This is a genomic window from Shewanella sp. 10N.286.51.B8 (genome assembly GCF_041469325.1).
Lineage (GTDB): Bacteria > Pseudomonadota > Gammaproteobacteria > Enterobacterales > Shewanellaceae > Shewanella.
The window spans coordinates 31,205-51,946 of the sequence record NZ_JBFRKG010000009.1 but is presented as its reverse complement, the minus strand read 5'-3'; the positions used below and the strand labels follow the sequence as shown (position 1 = coordinate 51,946).

General features: G+C 40.3%; 17 protein-coding genes. 11 read left to right on the top strand and 6 right to left on the bottom strand.

The genetic code is table 11. From position 1 onward, the window contains the following. The first annotated feature begins 264 nt into the window (after nt 1-264). From sbcB to AB4160_RS04975, 4 genes are all read left to right on the top strand, one after another. Nucleotides 265-1,677: an exodeoxyribonuclease I gene (gene sbcB, locus AB4160_RS04990; RefSeq protein ID WP_102519660.1), complete on the top strand. Its 1,413-nt coding sequence runs from the start codon at nt 265-267 to the stop codon at nt 1,675-1,677. 42 nt (nt 1,678-1,719) lie between these two features. Continuing rightward, entirely contained in the window at nt 1,720-2,610 is an 891-nt protein-coding gene (gene cdd / locus AB4160_RS04985) for a cytidine deaminase (protein ID WP_102476222.1), read from the top strand. 210 nt (nt 2,611-2,820) lie between these two features. Next, entirely contained in the window at nt 2,821-3,444 is a 624-nt protein-coding gene (locus tag AB4160_RS04980; protein WP_303445808.1) for a LysE family translocator, read from the top strand. Nucleotides 3,445-3,490: 46 nt separating this feature from the next. Beyond that, nucleotides 3,491-3,802, top strand: a complete 312-nt coding sequence (locus tag AB4160_RS04975) for a putative quinol monooxygenase (protein WP_241904050.1) — start codon at nt 3,491-3,493, stop codon at nt 3,800-3,802. 83 nt (nt 3,803-3,885) lie between these two features. Here the strand turns inward: AB4160_RS04975 and AB4160_RS04970 are convergent, their stop codons facing one another. After that, nucleotides 3,886-5,070, bottom strand: a complete 1,185-nt coding sequence (locus AB4160_RS04970; protein WP_372003767.1) for a GNAT family N-acetyltransferase — start codon at nt 5,068-5,070, stop codon at nt 3,886-3,888. An 89-nt stretch (nt 5,071-5,159) separates the two neighbouring features. Here AB4160_RS04970 and ggt point away from each other — a divergent pair, with 89 nt between their 5' ends. From ggt to AB4160_RS04940, 6 genes are all read left to right on the top strand, one after another. Beyond that, nucleotides 5,160-6,914, top strand: coding sequence for a gamma-glutamyltransferase (gene ggt / locus AB4160_RS04965; protein ID WP_372003765.1), 1,755 nt, complete (start codon nt 5,160-5,162; stop codon nt 6,912-6,914). A 755-nt stretch (nt 6,915-7,669) separates the two neighbouring features. Then, on the top strand, nt 7,670-9,286 hold the full coding sequence (locus AB4160_RS04960; protein WP_372003763.1) for a methyl-accepting chemotaxis protein: 1,617 nt from the start codon (nt 7,670-7,672) through the stop codon (nt 9,284-9,286). A 68-nt stretch (nt 9,287-9,354) separates the two neighbouring features. Further along, entirely contained in the window at nt 9,355-10,554 is a 1,200-nt protein-coding gene (locus AB4160_RS04955) for an outer membrane protein (RefSeq protein ID WP_102476216.1), read from the top strand. A gap of 14 nt (nt 10,555-10,568) precedes the next feature. Further along, nucleotides 10,569-10,961, top strand: coding sequence for a phosphate ABC transporter substrate-binding protein (locus AB4160_RS04950; RefSeq protein WP_102476215.1), 393 nt, complete (start codon nt 10,569-10,571; stop codon nt 10,959-10,961). Between the two features lie 272 nt (nt 10,962-11,233). After that, the gene (locus tag AB4160_RS04945) at nt 11,234-13,426 is read left to right on the top strand and encodes a M3 family metallopeptidase (RefSeq protein ID WP_372003761.1); all 2,193 of its coding nucleotides are present in this window, start codon (nt 11,234-11,236) and stop codon (nt 13,424-13,426) included. A 396-nt stretch (nt 13,427-13,822) separates the two neighbouring features. Further along, nucleotides 13,823-15,901: a bifunctional 2',3'-cyclic-nucleotide 2'-phosphodiesterase/3'-nucleotidase gene (locus AB4160_RS04940; protein WP_372003759.1), complete on the top strand. Its 2,079-nt coding sequence runs from the start codon at nt 13,823-13,825 to the stop codon at nt 15,899-15,901. Nucleotides 15,902-15,960: 59 nt separating this feature from the next. Here AB4160_RS04940 and AB4160_RS04935 read toward each other — a convergent pair whose 3' ends face one another. Together AB4160_RS04935 and cobB are read right to left on the bottom strand one after the other, a co-directional pair. Further along, nucleotides 15,961-16,389 (bottom strand): AAA family ATPase, encoded by a 429-nt coding sequence (locus AB4160_RS04935; RefSeq protein ID WP_102519693.1) that lies wholly within the window; start codon nt 16,387-16,389, stop codon nt 15,961-15,963. 23 nt (nt 16,390-16,412) lie between these two features. Further along, on the bottom strand, nt 16,413-17,159 hold the full coding sequence (cobB, locus tag AB4160_RS04930) for a Sir2 family NAD+-dependent deacetylase (protein ID WP_102438297.1): 747 nt from the start codon (nt 17,157-17,159) through the stop codon (nt 16,413-16,415). 290 nt (nt 17,160-17,449) lie between these two features. Between cobB and fur the strand changes: the two genes are divergently transcribed. Beyond that, entirely contained in the window at nt 17,450-17,881 is a 432-nt protein-coding gene (gene fur, locus AB4160_RS04925) for a ferric iron uptake transcriptional regulator (protein ID WP_076537462.1), read from the top strand. An 85-nt stretch (nt 17,882-17,966) separates the two neighbouring features. Here the strand turns inward: fur and AB4160_RS04920 are convergent, their stop codons facing one another. The 3 genes from AB4160_RS04920 to sucC form a co-directional block, all read right to left on the bottom strand. Next, nucleotides 17,967-18,467 (bottom strand): GNAT family N-acetyltransferase, encoded by a 501-nt coding sequence (locus AB4160_RS04920; RefSeq protein ID WP_198589929.1) that lies wholly within the window; start codon nt 18,465-18,467, stop codon nt 17,967-17,969. A gap of 196 nt (nt 18,468-18,663) precedes the next feature. After that, nucleotides 18,664-19,536, bottom strand: a complete 873-nt coding sequence (gene sucD / locus AB4160_RS04915) for a succinate--CoA ligase subunit alpha (protein WP_102438301.1) — start codon at nt 19,534-19,536, stop codon at nt 18,664-18,666. Beyond that, on the bottom strand, nt 19,536-20,702 hold the full coding sequence (gene sucC, locus AB4160_RS04910; protein ID WP_076537457.1) for an ADP-forming succinate--CoA ligase subunit beta: 1,167 nt from the start codon (nt 20,700-20,702) through the stop codon (nt 19,536-19,538). Before sucC ends, sucD begins: the two co-directional genes overlap by 1 nt. Nucleotides 20,703-20,742: the final 40 nt, after the last annotated feature.

Sequence of the window (20,742 nt, the reverse complement as noted above, 5' to 3'; positions counted from 1 at the left end):
TTAAATTGTAACCAGCAAAATGATTTGCGTCACCAATTAATACTTAAGCCTATAAAATTAAGTGCTTTTTACATAATTCAGCTTTAATGACAAAGCGGTTTTCATACCATCAACAAGGTTGAATAATTTGCTCAAACGAACCTTAAACCAGCAAAAATGCTCGATGCTAGAGTTAAAATCCAGCCAAACAAGTTACCACAGGTAAACATTCGTAATTAACAGTGCTAAGATGGCAAAACATGAGTTATAGGACAATAGTTAATTATGGCAAGCGCTTTACAACCTACTCTCTTCTGGCACGATTACGAAACCTTCGGGGTAAGCCCAGCAAAAGATCGCCCTTCTCAGTTTGCAGGCATCCGTACTGATTATGATTTAAACATCATTGGTGAGCCTGAAAACTTTTATTGCAAGCAAGCAACTGATTATCTTCCTAAACCAGAAGCAATACTTGTTACAGGGATCACGCCGCAATTAGCCAATTTAAAAGGCATGGTTGAATCAGAGTTTATGGGGCGCATTAATACCATTTTCAGCCAGCCCAATACCTGTGTCGTTGGCTACAACTCACTAAGATTTGATGATGAAGTTAGCCGTTATGGTTTTTACCGTAATTTCATTGACCCTTATGCCCGTGAATGGCAAAACGGCAACACTCGCTGGGATATCATTGATTTAGTCAGAGCCTGTTATGCCTTTAGACCAGAAGGCATCAACTGGCCATTAAAAGAAGATGGCTCGCCAAGCTTTAAATTAGAACAGTTAACCCAAGCTAATGGCTTAAGTCATGAACAAGCTCATGATGCTATGAGTGATGTTTACGCCACCATTGCCATTGCAAAACTCATCAAAGAGAAACAACCTAAGTTATATGATTATTACTTTAACCTTCGTAATAAAAATAAAGTTGCCGAATTAATCCAAGGCGACTTTATGCAGCCTTTGGTACATGTGAGTTCTAAAATCAGTGCAGCTAAAGGATGTGTCACTTTAATCGCGCCTGTTGCGCCGCATCCATCCAATAAAAACGCCATGATTTGTATTAATTTGGCAATGGATATTAGCCCACTGATCGACTTATCGGTAGAAGATATCGTCGAGCGCATGTATACCTCACGTGCCGATTTAGCCCCAGATGAATTACCGATCCCGTTAAAGCAAATCCACGTCAATAAATGTCCATTTATTGGTACGCCTAAGTTACTCACTGAAGAAGTGGCAGCAAGGCACCAATTTGATATGGACTTTGCCCGTCAGCAATACAAACTGTTCAAACAGCACCCTGAGCTACGAGAAAAAATGCAGGCGGTATTCGAGGCGAATAATCACCCTGCAGCGACAGATCCTGATTTAATGCTTTATAGCGGCGGTTTTTTTAGCCGCGCCGATAAAGCCAAAATGGAAATGATCCGCAATACCAAAGCCGAAAACTTAGCCGCGCTTAATCTAGAATTTGACGATCCCCGCATTGAGCAGATGCTATTTCGCTATCGTGGCCGTAATTACCCAGAAACATTAAGCCACGATGAGTCATTAAGATGGCGAGAGTTTTGCCAACAACGTTTATCAGATGCCGATTATGTGATTAATCTCGAAAACTTGTTGGAAGAAACCAGCGACAATGAACATAAGCAGAAATTACTAAAAGCACTGTGTATGTATTTACAAGCCTTATAACGCAAGCTTTTAGTCATTAATCATTTTATAAAGGAATTGGTCATGCAAAATCGCTTTATTGATAGCATCACCCAACTACCCAAGCCACTGGCAAGCGCATTAATACCATTACTTAATGACGATTTTTGTGGCCATATTGATGCAAGCCAATTAGCTCAGCTCGTCACAGCATCGCAAATAGATGAAGAGCAATTACTACTGAGCTTGTTGCCAATTGCTGCCGCCCTCGCCAAGCCAAGTATTAGTGAATTTTATGTCGGCGCAATCGCCAAGGGTGAAAGTGGTGATATCTATATGGGAGCCAATTTTGAATTAGCTTCTGAAGCTCTATTTCATACCGTCCATGCCGAGCAAAGCGCGATAAGCCATGCATGGCTCAATGGCGAGCAAAAAATTATTGATATTGTTGTCAACTTTACCCCTTGCGGTCATTGTCGTCAGTTTATCAATGAATTGGTCGACGGCATTGGTATTAAAATTCACTTGCCAGGTCAGCAATCACAGTTACTTAGTCATTATTTACCCTATGCCTTTGGCCCTGCTGATTTGCAGGTGACAAAACCTTTATTATCAAAAAGTAACATTGAGTTTAGTTTAAGCTCTGATGATCCCATGATAATTGAAGCCATAGATCAAGCAGGCCTAAGCTATGCGCCTTATACCAATAATTATGCTGCAGTAGTACTAGAAACCAAAGACGGCAAAACCTATTGTGGACGTTATGCTGAAAATGCGGCATTCAACCCATCTATGATGCCAATGCAAATGGCGCTATCTAATTTAATTCGCCATAACCGTGAATACAGTGATATCAACCGCGTTGTGCTCATTGAGTCATCAAAGGGCAAGATAAGCTTAGTCAATGCGACTATGGATACCTTGCAAGCGGTGTGCGCCATAGAACTTGAACATATCGTGGTTGACCCAAGTTAACTTATTAAATCTAAGTGACTAAATTTAAACCACTATATTTAAGCCACTCAATTTTAAAAATAGCATTGAATACAATCCATCGGCACCTTTGCTATGGGTTGTATTCAAATAGCAATAAATTAAAACACAGCCACATTTACACTCACATCTTAAAGCCTTACACTCTGCTCTTCCTTACTCGCTTGTTTCTTTAATGACATTAGAACCTTCATGCCAGATTTTACCGTATTAGCTGTATTTATTCCCACTTTCTTTTTTGTATCGATCACTCCCGGTATGTGTATGACACTGGCAATGACCTTAGGTATGAGCATTGGCGTTAAACGCACCCTTTGGATGATGCTAGGTGAGCTTATTGGCGTGGCATTGGTGGCTATTGCGGCGGTGATGGGCGTGGCTAGCGTGATGCTAAACTACCCTGATATATTTGCAGTCTTAAAATGGTTGGGCGGCGCTTATCTTGCTTATATTGGCATTAATATGTGCCGTTCAAAAGGAAAAATGGCCATTATCGAAGGCCAGCAAACAGATACTAGCATCAGTAATTCCGCATTAATGTCACAAGGTTTTATAACCGCTATTGCCAACCCTAAGGGCTGGGCTTTTATGATTTCACTGCTGCCCCCTTTTATTAATGTAGACCAAGCTGTTGGAACGCAACTTTTCTGGTTATTGTCGATTATCATGCTCACAGAATCAGCTTCGATGTTAGCTTACGCCAGTGGCGGAAAGAGCTTGAGACTTTTTCTATCCCGTGGGGATAATATTAAATTAATGAATCGCATAGCGGGCAGTTTAATGGTCGGTGTTGGCTTATGGTTGGCCTTGGAATAATCTTATAAAACAGATAAGTACAAGACCTACGAACATGAGTAATGACATGAGCAATGCTATAAGTAATAGCATGAATAAAGTCACCTTAACAGGCTATATACTAGTCCCTGAGGCTGAATTAAAAGCGGTGATTGAAGCACTTAAGGTGCATAGCCAACTCACAAAACAAGAACCTGGCTGCTTATCATTTTCAGTCACACAAGATGCAAGCAACCCTGTTAAGTTTTACGTCTCTGAAACCTTTAAAAACCAACAAGCTTTTGATCACCACCAGCAAAGAACAAGTCATTCTAACTGGGCCCTTGTGAGTAAAAATGTCAGCCGTCACTATCAATTCAATAGCCTCATCAAGGATTAAATAGCGGCTCGCAAAGCAGTCATTCAATATCCGTTGATAAAAAGCACACCATTTGGCTTAGTTTGTCAAAGCTAGCCAAAACGCTATTTATAAGGCGAACTTTCAGCTAACTGCTGTATGTATTGCTTTATGTGCCGTTGCTCCTGCAGGCAATAATCTTCGATAGCATTGCTAAAGCCTTGATGAGTAAGGTTATGATTAGAATAAGTTTCAATGGGGACAAAACCTCTGGCCACTTTGTGCTCACCTTGCGCCCCAGCATCAAACACCATAAGCCCGTTCGCTATGGCGTACTCAATACCTTGGTAATAACAGGTTTCAAAGTGTAAGCCGTCAATAAATTGTAAGCAGCCCCAGTAGCGGCCATATAAATGCGTATCAGTGGCAAAGTATAATGCAGAAGCGATTAATTGTGCCGGCTGGTGCGTTGTTGCATCTGACGCTTTTGTCACTAACAGCACCTTAATACTTGCGCCCATAGTCTTAGCGATTTGATAAAAAAACTCAGCAGATAAATAACCGCCATGACCTGAGCGTTTTAAATAGGTTTGTTGATAACAAGCAATAAAGCCTTGCCATTGCGCAGCGGTGGCTTTATCGCCATCAATAAACTCAAAATCCAAATTGTGCCTAGCTAAAGCCTTGCGCTCTTTAATGATATTTTTGCGTTTACGTGACACTAATTGCTGCAAAAAATCATCAAAGTGCTGATAGTTATGATTATGCCAATGAAACTGAGTGCCTAGCCTTGAAATATTATCTTGAGCTAAATTCAAATAATCAGCCTTGGGTAAAAACAAACAATGCCAAGAAGAGTAATACCCTTGCCCAAGTGTCTGATTTAGAAATTCACTCACTGCAGCGATGATCTCGGCTTTGTTTAAACTTGATTGACAGCAATCAAACCCAATACGCTCACCACTTACTGGTGTAAATGGCACCGCTAGCACTAACTTTGGGTAATAGCTTAAGTCATTACGCTCATAAGCCTCAGCCCACGCCCAATCAAACACGTACTCTCCCCAAGAGTGAGATTTTTCGTAACAAGGCGCAATAGCAACAATAACACCTGCTTGCTTTACCACAATATGTTTGGGCAACCAGCCCGATTGCTCTGAAACACATTGGCTTTGCTCTAATGCATTAAGGTAATCAAATGAAGTAAAGGGGTTTTGATCTGAAAAAATACGTTGCCACTCAGCTTTAGTAATAACAGACACCGAATCATAAAAGCCAATATTCAAGTCAATAGTGTGTGTGATAGACATATTCCCTTAAAAAGCACAGTTACATATTGTGTATTAGATCATAGTTATGGCACATTGCAACACATGATTAAAATTATAAAGGATTGAAAATGAGTTTCTTTTCAAAACTAAAACCGATCGTCATATCAACAAGTATTGCGCTGACGTTGAGCATATCATCTTTTACTTCCCTACAACTGCATGCTGCAAATGAACAATCGATTTATAGCCGTTCTGATACTTCACAACCAATTTGGGCCAAACATGGCATGGTTGCCAGCCAAGAATCACTTGCAACCCGCATTGGTGTCGATATTCTCAAACAAGGTGGTAATGCTGTTGATGCTGCTGTCGCGGTAGGGTTTGCATTAGCGGTCACCTTACCTAGAGCCGGTAATATTGGCGGTGGCGGCTTTATGTTAGTTCATCTTGAAAAAGAAGATAAAACCATTGCTATCGACTACCGCGAAACCGCGCCAGCAAAAGCCCACAAAGATATATTTTTAAATGAACAAGGTGATGTAGTAAAAAAACTTAGCCGTGAACATGGTTTAGCGGTTGGCGTGCCAGGCACTGTGATGGGGTTTGAACTTGCGCTAAACAAGTATGGCACCATGAGTATGAGCGAAGTCGTTAAACCTGCTATTGAACTTGCGCAAAAAGGCATTTTAATTAATTCAGACTTAGCAGATTCACTTGATGGATTAAAACGCCGTATTTCACAATGGCCAAGTTCTGCCAAAATATTTTATAAAAGTAATGGCGACAGTTTTGCCGTTAACGACACCTTAGTGCAAAAAGATTTAGCTCATTCATTATCATTAATTGCTAAGCATGGCAGTAAAGGCTTTTATCAAGGCGAAACCGCTGAGAAAATTGTGGCTGCGATTCAAGCTGCTGGCGGAATAATGAGCATGAATGATTTGAAAAACTATCAAGTCATTGAAAGAACACCTGTAACAGGCGAATACCGCGGCTATAAAGTGGTATCCATGCCACCCCCTTCTTCTGGTGGTATTCATATCATTGAAATGCTTAATGTACTCGAGCACTATCCTATTGAAGAGTTGGGTCACAATACTGCACAAACACTGCATTTAATGACGGAAACCATGAAGCATGCCTATGCTGACAGAAGTGAGTATTTGGGCGATCCTGATTTTCATAACGTGCCGACAGATAAACTCACTAGTCAAAAGTATGCTGATTCAATCGCTAAACAAATTGCCTATAACAAAGCCACGCCTAGTGCCGAAATTAAGCCTGGTGATTTATCCGTTTACGAAAGTAATCAAACCACTCATTACTCTGTGGTCGATAAATGGGGCAATGCTGTATCAAATACCTATACCCTAAACTTCAGTTATGGTTCTGGGCTGGTTGCTGCAGGTACCGGCATTTTACTTAACAATGAAATGGATGACTTTTCCGCAAAACCCGGTATTCCCAATGCCTATGGCTTAATCGGCGGTGAAGCCAATGCAATTGATGGTCATAAAAGGCCACTAAGCTCAATGAGTCCAACGATTGTGATGAAAGACGGTAAACCATTTTTGGTGACAGGCAGCCCTGGTGGTTCACGAATTATCACCACCACATTGCAAGTAATCATGAATGTCATTGACCATAAACTCAATATTGCAGAAGCCACTGCCGCAGCGCGAATTCACCATCAATGGCTGCCTGATTACATTGGTGTTGAAACCAGTTTAAATAACGATACGGTGACTTTACTGGAAGCCAAAGGCCATCAAGTTAAAACCAGTAGCGCAATGGGCAGCACTCAATCCATAGTGATAACCGACAAGGGGTTGTTTGGCGCATCTGATCCACGACGAGCAGGTTCAGAAACCCTAGGGCACTAAAAATAAACCTCAAACATCTGCATTAACTATTTATGGACAATCAGCTACAACATAAATAGTTAATGCGCCTTTGTAGCGCTAACATTCATTGTGCTTATTATTTAAACACCGCTATAAACAATAAAATCACTCAAGCTTTGTAGATTAAGCCTGCCGCTATTTTTCAAATATCCCAGCAATCCTCCTAACTTTCTACTAATGATGATGTTCAAACTTATGAAATTACAGCTCTATTTATACGCAAGATTGTATTATCAACTTAAAACCCAAACGCAATGTTAATAATAAGTTAACCCAGCAACAAAAACTAATTAAATTCCACTTCTTCGCAGCAGATTTTTATATCAATATTTTAACAACTCAAAAAAACATTAAATAAAACTTAAGTATTTGAACATTACTGCCGATATTGTAACAACAGGAACAGACTTAAACATCGTAGCAACTATAATAACCACAAGGTAACAATTTTTATTTATAGTTCAATATCCGTTATAGGTAATTTTAAGCAAATGATGGATGCCACAGCTCTAAGGTGGCAATAAGTCAATATGAAAGGCATTAATTTTAAATACTAAAAACGTTTTACAACTTGAAAAAATGAAGTTATCGCACACAAGCAATAGCGATTTGCAATCAAAGATAACAAAAAGTAAAAGTTTCATTTTTAATATCAGCTATTTTACAACAGCCAATCATTATATAACCGAAACTTTAATGACTCACCTTTAGCTAGATAAGTAGGATTATTCGAAATGAAATTAAATAGCTTAAAAATAAAGCATCGGATCGCGTTATTAACCATTGTCGCAATATTTTCATTTATTATCTCGATATTAATTAACAATCAAAGCGTGCAACAAAATGCGCAACGGTTAAATGATCTTCAGTCTCAACTATATCCTGCGTTAAATTTAGCCACTATTAACGAAGGCCTGTTACTTCAATTGGAACAAAATATACAAACAGCGGTAACCACTGGCGAAGAAGAAAGCTTAGAGACTGCCGCCAATATGGTCAAACAAGTTATCAGCAACTTAGACGCAATTAAAAGCTTACTGCCTGCTGAGTCATTTGACGCTAATAATATGCAAAATGATTTATCACTGTATTTTGATAATGCACAACTTTTGGTCGCTGAGTTTTTAAAAAGTGATGTTGATTTTAATAAAATCACCATACAAGCGGCAGCCAATGCCAAACGCTATGAGCAACTTGTTGAAAGGTTTAGCAATAAACAATTAACCTTTTCTCAGCAGTTTGAATCAAGCATTGATACTACGCTGGCCAGTTCAGATACAGCAGCCAGTTCAATGCTTGCTATCGGTATCATTGCATCGATGTTTCTGATTGTGGTTGGTTTATTAGTTAACCGCTCAATCATTGTTACCCTTGAAAGTGTTACTCAGTCACTGCGTAATATTTCTGAAGGTGAAGGTGATTTACGCTCAAGAGTTGATTACCAAGGTAAAGATGAAATTGCAGATTTAGTCCATTGGTTTAACCAATTTGTTTCAAAATTACAGCTCAGCATTGCTGATACCAAGCAAACTACTGACAGTTTAGGGCTCGCTTCACAAACATTACTCAATAGCTGTAAAAATAGTGAACAAACAGTCAATGAGCAAAATCAATCTGTCGAACAAATATCCCATGCGATGAGAGAAATGTTCGTTAGCGTGGCCCACATTGCCGAATATGCCGCCAATGCTGCATCGGAAGCTGATAATGCCAATGAAGAAGCTTTACAAGGTCAGCAAGTGGTCAGTAAAGCCATTACTACCATTAACCAGCTCTCTGAAGAAGTCAGAACAACCTCCGTTGTGGTCAATCAACTTGAAGCCTTTACCAGTAATGTGAATGACATCTTGGATACTATCCGCGGGATTGCAGATCAAACTAATTTACTGGCACTAAATGCGGCGATTGAAGCAGCAAGAGCCGGCGAACAAGGCCGAGGCTTTGCCGTTGTCGCAGATGAAGTTAGAACGCTTGCTTCACGCACTCAAGCCTCAACACAAGAAATTCAACAAGTATTGCAAGAGCTTCGCTCTACTTCAACACAAGCGGTTGATGCAATGCAGCGTGGAATAGAAACCGCAGAAGAAGGCGTAAAAACCACTTCACTAGCAGGAGATGCATTAATCAATATCACTAATAAAGTCAGTGCTATATCCATAGTTAATGACCAAATTGCCGCGGCCACTGAAGAGCAACACAACACTTCAGAACTCATTCAACAATATGTCGCAGATATTGAAACCAATGCCGCTAAAGTAAAAATTACCACGGATGAAATGGGCGGGATTAGTCATGATATTGAAGGGGTTAGCCAACAGCTTCAATCCATTACAGGTCAATTTAAAGTCTAATAATTAGAAATATAAAGGTAGAAAATCACACTATTTCTGCCTTAAGAATAATAACCAGGAGTAACACTATGAGTTTTAATTTGAAAGCGCTACCTTTAGCAATTTCAGTCGCAATGCTACCAGCACTTGCAGTGGCCAATGACGCTACCGATGAAAAATTAGCCAAACTTGAACAACAAGTTAAATCATTACAAGCAAATCAAACTGCCAATTTGACCGAACGCTTCAAATTCAACGGATTTATGACGGGCGCTTTCATCACTTCCGATAACAACGCAGGTTATGCCGGAGCAACCACTTCAGCTAACTTCAATGAAGGCAGCAAATTTGGTTTACAAGGTACGTTTGCAATTACAGATCAGACTCAAGCTGTTATGCAGTTGATGATGAGAGGCGAAAATGATTGGGATGTAGAAGCTGAATGGGCTTATATCTCTCATCGCTTTGAAAATAATATCCAAGCTCGTGCAGGTAAATTACGTATACCACTGTATATGTACTCAGATTATCTTGATGTTGGTTATGCCCAGCCATTTGTACGTCCACCATCAGATGTATACGACCCAGTGCCATTTACCTCCTATACAGGTGGAGATGTTAGCTACGATGTTGAATTTGATGATTCAACAATGACCATTCAAGCTTTTGGTGGACAATCTGAAGCTGCTGGCGTTGACATGAAAAATATTTTAGGTGTCAATGTTACTTGGACTGATGAAACTTGGACTCTACGAGGCTTATACGGTGAAGCAATTTTAGACGGTGATGTTAAGCGTCAAATTACACAAGAACTAATGCCAAATACCGAGATCGATGTCACTGTTACGCTACTAGAAATAGATCGAGAAAAAGGCACTTTCGCGGGCGTTGGCGCTAGTTACGATAATGGATCTTTCTTAGCCATTACAGAGTTAACACGCATCGAAGTGGATGGCGCTTATCCTGATTCTGATTCAGGTTATTTAACCTTGGGTTACCGTATCAATGACTTCACACCTTATGTAACAGCTTCTTTCTTCGAAACTAAAGATAACGATAGCAGAACTATTATTGATGAGGCTTCAGCAATTCAAGCCGCAATTTTTAATGGCCAAAGAAAGTCATACAGTGCAGGCCTACGTTGGGATGCACTTGATAATTTAGCCATAAAATTCGACGTCACATACTCTAATGATTTTGGCGAAACATCTGGTGGATTAGAGACTAACATAGCAAAAGAATTTGATGATACTACCGTGTATACCGTTCAATTTGACGCAGTATTTTAATTAGGAGTGATGAAATGAAAAAATTATTATCTATTTTAGCGCTCAGTGTGAGCTGTGTGTTTTCTGTTAATGCTGCCGTAGTAGTGATCGGTAATCCAGCCGCTGCTGATATAAGCAAATCCGATGCTAAAAAAGCCTTTTTAGGCAAAGGTTCTTCATTTGTCGTTTATGAACTTGAAGAAGGCAACCCTATCCGCTCTGAATTTCATAGCGCAGTAACGGGTAAGTCTGATGCTCAGCTTAAAGCTTTTTGGTCAAAGCAGGTATTTACTGGTAAAGGCACACCACCAGCAACCATTGGTGACGCATCAGGCATGAAAGCTGCAATAGCAGCAGATGCTAATGCTATCGGTTATATTGACGAAGCCGATGTTGATGGCAGCGTGAAAGTAATTCTAAAACCATAACATTGCTCGAAATAGTGTGACTTAAACATAGATTATAAGCCTTGTTTACATATCACTAGTTAGTAATAAATAAAGGACTTAACTCTCGTTAGGTCCTTTTTTTATGTTTTGTTACAAAAGTAACCTAAAGGTATACGAAAGTATGATAAAAATTTGTTAATCTAGCAGCAAATCATAAACAAATAACAATGATGATTTGTGACTCTTTAACGGTTTATACATCGGCATAGGGTTATTTAGACAACCATTTCAAAGCAAACAGGGAAATAATTATGAAGGGACTAACCCTCACACCACTTTTTTCTGCCATGGCGTTAACTTTAGCGCTAAGTGCATGTTCAGATAATAACGTTGAAAGCGTCCAAACGTCTCAAGCACCCAATGCGGTTGCTACGGCTAGCACCAGCCAAGACGTGAGTAATCCATTTTTTAAACCCTATGATACCTTTATGGAAATCCCAGATTTCGATAACATCAAAAATGAGCATTTCTTACCGGCATTTGAAGCGGGTATTGCTGAGCGCAAAGCAGAAATCAATGCCATTGCCAATAATTCTGATGCTGCGACTTTCGCTAACACCATTGAAGCGATGGAGTTTTCTGGTGCGCTGCTCACTAAAGTATCGGGCGTTTTTTATAATTTAACCGGTGCCCACACAAACCCAGAGATACAAGCAATTTCAAAACAAGTCTCACCTATGTTGTCATCTGCTAGTGATGACATTTATTTAAATGATAAATTATTTCAGCGGGTAAAAGCAGTTTACAACCAAGCTGACACATATCAACTTAATACCGCTCAAACAAAGCTTTTAGAAGATACCTACAAACGCTTTACTCGCGGCGGAGCAAACCTATCAGCTGAAGACAAGAGCACTTTGCGTGCCCTTAATGAACAGATTGGTAAACTAAACTTAGAGTTTGGTGACAACTTACTGGCTGAAACCAATGCCTTTGAGTTAGTTATCGATAACAAAGCTGATTTAGCCGGGCTTCCTCAAGACGTAATCGACACTGCGGCAGCAACAGCTACAAAACGTGGCCATGAAGGCAAGTGGGTGTTTACCACGCAGCGTCCTTCAATTACACCATTTTTAACCTATGCTGAAAATCGCGATTTAAGAGAAGCGCTTTTGAAAGGTTATATTGAGCGTGCCAATAATAATAATGCCAATGATAACAAAGCAGGTTTAGCGAAAATTGCGGCACTTCGCGCACAAAAAGCTAACTTAATGGGCTATAAAACTCATGCTCATTTTGTATTAGAAGAACGCACAGCTAAAAGCCCAGAAAATGTTTACGCCTTACTAGATAAAGTATGGCCTGCAGCGCTCGCACAAGCTAATGCTGAAGTTGCTGATATGCAAGCCGTTATTGACTCACAAGGCGGTGACTTTAGCCTACAAGCTTGGGACTGGTGGTATTACTCAGATCAAATCCGCGTTGCAAAATACGACTTTAATGAGCAACAGACTCGTCCTTATTTTTCACTTGAATCAACATTATCAGGTGTATTTTATACCGCTAATCGCTTATTCGGCATCACAATGAAAGAGCGCACCGACTTACCTAAGTACCACCCAGATGTCAGAACCTGGGAAGTTTATGACAAAGACGGTTCTTTAATGGCTATTTTCTTGGGTGACTACTACGTGCGCGATAGCAAGCGTGGCGGTGCGTGGATGAATGCCTTCCGCTCACAATCTAATATGAACGGCGTTGAATCAAAGCCAATTATTGTCAATGTACTTAACTACCCTCGCCCAACGCGTGATGAGCCTTCACTACTCACATTTGATGAGGCTAGCACCCTATTCCACGAGTTTGGACATGCGCTACATGGAATGCTATCAAAGGTTGAATATGCTTCTCAATCAGGTACTTCAGTACCGCGAGATTATGTCGAGTTCCCTTCACAAGTGATGGAAAACTGGATGACGCAACCTGAAGTGTTAGCGCAGTTTGCAAAACATTATAAAACCGGCGAAGTGATCCCCACTGAACTTGTTAAGAAAATTCAAGCTGCCAGTAAATTCAACCAAGGGTTTGCTACCGTTGAATATATGGCAGCCACTAAGCTTGATTTAGACTGGCATACATTAACGGACACCAAACTAAGAGATGCCGCCGAATTTGAAGCTGAATCACTTGCCAATATGGGCTTAATTAAAGAAATTGCCCCACGATATCGCAGCAGTTACTTCTCGCATATTTTTGCCGGTGGTTATTCTGCAGGTTATTACAGCTATCTTTGGTCTGATATTTTAGGCGCCGATGCTTTTGAAGCATTTAAAGAAAATGGTATTTTTGACCCAGCAACAGCCCAAGCTTTTAGAGACAATATCTTGTCTCAAGGTGGCAGCGCCGACCCAATGCAGCTTTACCGTCAGTTCCGTGGTAAAGATGCTGGGATCGAGCCACTGTTAAGAAGCCGCGGCTTATTAGAAGATAACGCAGCAGAGTAACTTTATCAGAGTAAATCTGTAGACAATCCACTGCCTGCAAAGAACAAAGCCTGATGTGTTAACATCAGGCTATCTGAAAAAGCTCATCGTTCTCATCCAAAGCACCGCAGCTAAGCGGTGTTTTTTATGCTGATAAAGAAATACTTTATCGTCATTAAAGCGCTGCACGATCAATTTACAGCCCATTTAATCAAACACTAAGCCGATAACAATCAAAAAATATTCAACAAACTGCTTCTATAACCATTTTAGTTAACTTATCACCAATCAAATCATAACTTTGCAATATAGTTTCTGTATAATCCACTGTAATTAACTCACAAATCAAACCCAATGAGTTAACAAAATAATAGAGCATAAAAATCAAGCTCAGGGTCATAATAAGAGAGAAAAATAATGGTAAACCAAAAGCTAATAGTCACTATTATAGTTGGCGTACTAGGCGTCAGCGCTTGTGATTCATTGCATGATCAGGCGACAGAAGTTAAGTCTGATGATGTTCAGCCCCTCACCGTCAATTTACGTATTCTAGAAACATCGGATCTCCATGCCAACATCATGGATTTTGATTATTACAAAACAAAATATGATCCGACTATAGGCTTAGCTCGCACTGCCAGTTTAATTAAACAGCAAGGTAAAAGTGCTGATAATTTTGTCTTAGTAGATAATGGGGATTTGCTCCAAGGCAGCCCTATGGGTGACTATGTTGCCAACAGTTTCAAACAGAAAACAACCCTCCTTGATACTCACCCAGCTTATAAAGCCATGAACACCTTAGGTTACTCTGTTGGTAACATTGGAAATCACGAATTTAACTACGGTTTAGATTTCTTATATCAGTCTCTCGCGGGTGCCAACTTCCCTTATATTAACGCCAACGTATTATGTGAAGCCGACTGTTGGGATAACAAAGTCAAAGGCGATAACCTATTTACCCCTTATATCATTGAAGAAAAAAACGTCGTCGACACCAATGGCGATAAACACATAATTAACATCGGCTATATTGGCTTTGTACCACCACAAATTCTTTTATGGGACAAACAAAACCTTACGGGTAAAGTCACCGTAATGGGAATTATAGAAGCGGCTGAAAAGTTTGTGCCTATGATGAAAGCTCAAGGCGCTGACATTATCGTCGCTATTCCCCACTCTGGGGTCGGCAGCCCTGAAAACCCCATCGACATTAATGATGAAAATGCCACTTGGGCATTATCAAAAGTAGCGGGTATTGATGCGATTACCTTTGGTCATAGTCATTCAATATTCCCTTCAAGCACCTTTTCAGACCTTAAAAATGCCGATATAAACAAAGGCACCATAAATGGCATTGCGGCGGTTATGCCTGGACGTTGGGGCGATAACCTCGGCGTTATCGATTTTAAGTTAGCATTACAAGATGGCAGCTGGACAATTGTTGACAGCATGGCCAAAGCCTTGCCTATTTTTGATAAAAAAGCGACTAACCCTGAGCTGGTGACTGCAGATAAAACCATAAGTGATGCTGTAGCTAAAGAGCATCAAGCTACATTGGATTATGTCGATCAGCCCATAGGTAAAGCATCGGCTGATATGTTTAGCTTTTTGACCTTAGTACAAGATGATCCCACAGTGCAAATTGTGTCAGATGCACAAATTGCTAAAGTAAAAGCTAACTTAACGGAGGCTTTAAAAGATATTCCGGTATTGTCCGCTGCTGCGCCATTTAAAGCAGGTGGCCGCCATAGCACTGCAGCAGATGCCGAGTCTTATGTGCAAGTCCCAAGTGGTGAGCTAACCTATAAAAATGCGGCAGATTTATATCTTTACCCTAACACCTTGGTTGCTGTTAAGTTAAGTGGCGCTCAAATTAAAGATTGGTTGGAATGCAGTGCAAATCAATTTAATCAAATTGATGTTAACTCTACTGAGCCTCAATACCTGATTAACTGGAATACCCACCGCACCTATAACTTTGATGTCATAGATGGTGTCAGCTACAACATTGATGTAACTCAACCAAATAAATTTGATGGCGATTGTGCATTAGTTAATGCCGATGCTAACCGAATAGTCGGGCTAAGTTACACTCACGGCGACACTGTTATTAGTGGTGCTGAATTTAATGCAAAAGAGTTTATAATCGCAACCAACAATTATCGTGCATTTGGCGGAAAATTCGCCGGTACTGGTTCTGATTTCGTTGTGATGGAACTGCCAGACTCCAACCGTGAAGCCCTAGCGCAATATATTACTGAAGCAACGAAAAACCATGGCGAGGTGGATCCAAGTGCAGATAATAACTGGGACTTTATGACCATCAAGTCGGCAAAAACATTGGATATTCGCTTTGAAACTCAAAACAGTAAACTTGCAGACAAATTTATCACCGACTATCAACAGCGCCCTATGACAAAGCGCACTGATATCACAGATGAATTTGGTTTTGCGATTTACAATATTGACCTGCAATCCGCTGTTAAAGCTAAATAATCAACCTTTAACATCAAAAAAGGCGCCGCGGCGCCTTTTTAGTTAATCTTAAAACAAGTCTAATCATCAAGTTCAAACATTAATCCCATTTTAGCAATTTGTGCCAATGGCACCTTATGTTGATTACGTTTAGCGCATAATTTTTGATGTTCAACACTTTTAGGCTCACCAGTCACCACGACTCTTACTTGATAACCCAAGGCCTTCGCTGCGGCTTCATAAGCCATATATTCCCAACGGCATACATTGGTATTGTCACAAATAACGTAAGGCTCGTTATGAGCCATCGCATTAATAAATGCGCTTAAATTAGCCTGGTGATACTGGGCAAGTTTTTTTGGATTAAAGCGGTATTCGCCATTACGAACAAAATAACTGTCAGTAGAGAAGTAACCATATTGCCGTATGTGTATGGCGTTATCTACACCTAACTGTTCAATGAATTCATTAACCCAAGTTGATTTACCACTACCCGGTAAACCGCGCATGATTATCGCAACTTTATCCCTACTCAAGCACTCATTTCCTTTGTCGCGACTTCACTGCCAAGGGTTTTACCGGCTAAAATTGACTCTACTAACGCAGGCACAACATCACCAGCTTTACCGGTAAAATGATATTGAAATTGGCTATGGCGATCTGCCGCTAACAGATTAACTTCTACTGTTTGTGCACCATGATGATTAGCGCTGTCGACAAAGCCCGCTGCGGGATAAACCGTCCCAGAAGTCCCAATAGCGATAAATAAATCACAGTTATCCAGCGCATCATGAATTCTATCCATACCAAATGGCATTTCACCAAACCAGACAATATGCGGCCTTAATCGTTTGGCAGGAATACAGCAGGTACAGCAATTGTCTTCACCAAAAGGTTCTCTAAGGACAAACGTTTGCAATGACTGTGGGCAGCGTCCTTTGGATAATTCTCCATGCATATGTAATAAACGTTTTGAACCTGCCCGCTCGTGTAAATCATCTACATTTTGAGTGATAACCAGTAGCTTGCCAGGAAACTCAGCTTCTAATTTTGCTAATGCTGCATGAGCGGCATTAGGATGAACCTCACCGCTATGGAGGTTTTCCCAACGGCTATTATAAAAACGTTCAACTAAATTGATATCGCGGGCATAACCTTCAGGGGTGGCAACATCTTCAATATGATGTTGCTCCCACAAACCGTCTTCATCGCGAAATGTTTTTATCCCCGATTCAGCGGAAATACCTGCGCCAGTTAAGACCACAATCTGCTGATACATGTGAATTCCTTGTTTTGATTATAATTATCATTACTGGGTACAAAGCTTGATAACCCTATTTAACATTATAGTGATATAAAAGCCGTTAATGCTCAATAATCCCTTAGTATAAGTAAGTTTATTAGGTGAATTTTAACCTATTGGTCAATATTGTATGGCTCATTGGCCAAAATCACTGCTTATATGACGATTAACTCATTTGAAAGGTTCCAGTTTCTGATTGCAACACATATAATGATCTTAATTATCCACGGAGGAACCGATAAGGTTCTGTAATCAAGAGATTAGCGATGACAGATGGAAATCAAGCACTCAAGAAAGCAGGTTTAAAGATAACACTGCCACGAGTTAAAATTCTAGAATTAATGCAAGCCCCTGAAAACCAACATATCAGTGCAGAAGATCTGTACAAAAAATTACTCGATATTGGTGAGGAAATTGGCTTAGCTACTGTTTATCGCGTATTAAACCAATTTGATGATGCGGGTATCCTTAATCGTCACCATTTTGAAAGTGGCAAAGCGGTTTTTGAAATGTCGACCCAAAAGCATCATGATCATCTTGTTTGCTTAACCTGCGATAAAGTAATTGAATTCTCTGATGAGGTCATTGAACGTCGTCAAGACGAAATAGCAATGCGTCATAATATTAAGCTAACTCACCACAGCTTATATTTATACGGTCACTGCACCAATGACAGCTGTGATCACGCTGACGAATAATTATCGCCAAGCCTGATAAATAGTCATTAAAAAACCAGCATACTTGCTGGTTTTTTTGTTTTTACACTCGCCATAACTTATGCCTTTATAAAGCCATTTGATACACATGTACTTTCGAGCCGAGATATTCGCTTTCTTCATGTATGCTCATACCGAGCTTTTTCGCTATCGCTTCTGAACCTGTATTGCCATGTAAAATAAGGGCTATGACTAAATCAATATCGAACTGTGGCTTTAGTGTATCAACTACCGCTTGCGCTGCCTCATTGCCTATGCCCTTGCCCCAATATTCTGGTAAATAGCGATAACCTATTTCTACTTTATCGTATTCAGGAAGATATTTAGGCCCACAAAAGCCAATGACTTTATTATCTTCCTTATGATGCACCGCCCAACGACCAAAACCATGCTTTTGATAATCAGCTTGAATAATTGAGGTAAAAATCTCTTTTGCTTCAGCTATGCTAGTAAGTGGCTCTTGGGGGATATAAGTTAATATTTCTGGAATGCTATTCATTAAAAATAATGCTTCGGCATCATCTTCAACAAAAGGTCGCAAGATAAGCCTTGGGGTTTCAGTAATAATAGCTGTGGGTTTTATGACGTTGCTCATGATTATCCTTAATCATTTAAATATTAATAGACAGTTAAACACAGAATAACACGCTGTAAAATATGAAATTATGGTTTTTAAAGAAATTATTGCAGGATAAAGCCTAGCGACAAAAAGCATAAAAACAAAAAAGGCGCCGAATGGCGCCTTTTAATTAACTCACTAGAATTTACCAGCCAGTTTTAGTACGCAGTGCTTTACCGATGTCAGCTAAAGAGCGAACTGTGCTTACGCCAGCAGCTTCTAATGCAGCAAACTTATCTTCAGCAGTACCTTTACCACCAGCGATAATTGCGCCAGCATGACCCATACGCTTACCTTCTGGTGCAGTAACACCAGCAATGTAAGATACAACAGGCTTAGTTACATTTGCTTTGATGAATTCAGCAGCTTCTTCTTCAGCAGTACCACCAATTTCACCAATCATTACGATTGCTTCAGTTTGTGGATCGTTTTGGAACATTTCCAATACGTCGATGAAGTTAGTACCTGGAATTGGATCACCACCAATACCTACACAAGTAGATTGGCCAAAACCTTCGTCAGTAGTTTGTTTAACAGCTTCGTACGTTAATGTACCAGAGCGTGAAACAATACCGACTTTACCAGGCTTGTGGATGTGACCAGGCATGATACCAATCTTACACTCACCAGGAGTGATAACACCTGGACAGTTAGGACCAATCATACGCACGCCAGTTTCTTCAAGTTTAACTTTAACTTGAAGCATGTCTAAAGTTGGAATACCTTCAGTAATGCATACGATTAGCTCAATGCCACCGTCGATTGCTTCAAGGATTGCATCTTTACAAAAAGGTGCTGGTACATAGATAACAGTCGCAGTTGCACCCGTTTCAGCTACAGCATCTTTAACAGTATTAAATACAGGAAGACCTAGGTGAACTTGACCACCTTTTCCTGGAGATACACCGCCAACCATTTTTGTACCGTAAGCAATTGCTTGCTCAGAGTGGAAAGTACCTTGGCCACCAGTGAAACCTTGACAGATAACTTTAGTATCTTTGTTAATTAATACGGACATTATTTGCCCTCCGCAGCAGCAACAACTTTCTCAGCAGCATCAGTTAATGACGCAGCTGCGATAATATCAAGACCAGAACCTGCAAGCACTTCACGGCCTAATTCAGCGTTAGTACCTTCAAGACGGACAACAACAGGAACTTCTACACCGACTTCTTTTACAGCGCCGATAATACCTTCTGCAATCATGTCACAACGTACGATGCCACCAAAGATGTTAACTAAAACAGCTTTAACGTTTGAGTCAGAAAGAATGATTTTAAATGCTTCTGCTACACGTTCTTTAGTTGCTCCGCCGCCAACGTCTAAGAAGTTAGCTGGCTTGCCGCCATGTAGGTTTACGATGTCCATAGTACCCATTGCTAGGCCTGCACCGTTAACCATACAACCCACGTTTCCGTCTAATGCAACGTAGTTAAGTTCAAACTTAGCTGCGTGTGCTTCACGAGCATCATCTTGTGATGGATCGTGCATGTCACGGATTTTAGGTTGACGGAATAAAGCATTTCCATCGATACCAATCTTGCCATCAAGACAATGGATATTACCTTCGTCAGTGATCACAAGCGGGTTGATTTCTAATAAAGCGAAATCATGGTCTTCGAACATTTTTGCAAGACCCATAAACACTTTAGTGAACTGCTTCATTTGAGTTGGGTTTAAACCTAACTTAAAGCCAAGATCACGTGCTTGGTATGGTTGAGGACCTGTTAAAGGATCGATAATTGCTTTGTGAATTAACTCTGGGGTTTCTTCAGCCACAGTTTCAATTTCAACGCCACCTTCAGTTGATGCCATAAACACAACGCGACGAGTCGCACGGTCAACAACAGCACCTAGGTAAAGTTCATTTGCAATATCAGTACAGCTTTCTACTAAAATTTTAGCAACAGGCTGGCCTTTTTCATCAGTTTGGTAAGTCACTAAGTTCTTACCTAACCATTTTTCAGCAAATGCTCTGATTTCTTCTTTATCGCCAGTGACTTTAACGCCACCTGCTTTACCACGGCCGCCAGCGTGTACTTGACACTTAACAACCCACATATCGCCGCCAATGTGACCAGCAGCTTCTACCGCTTCTTGGGCTGTATCGCAAGCGAAGCCTTCTGAAACTGGTAAACCATATTCGGCAAATAAGGATTTTGCCTGATACTCATGCAAATTCATGATGATCTATCCATATACTTCTTTATAAAATCCTACTGGC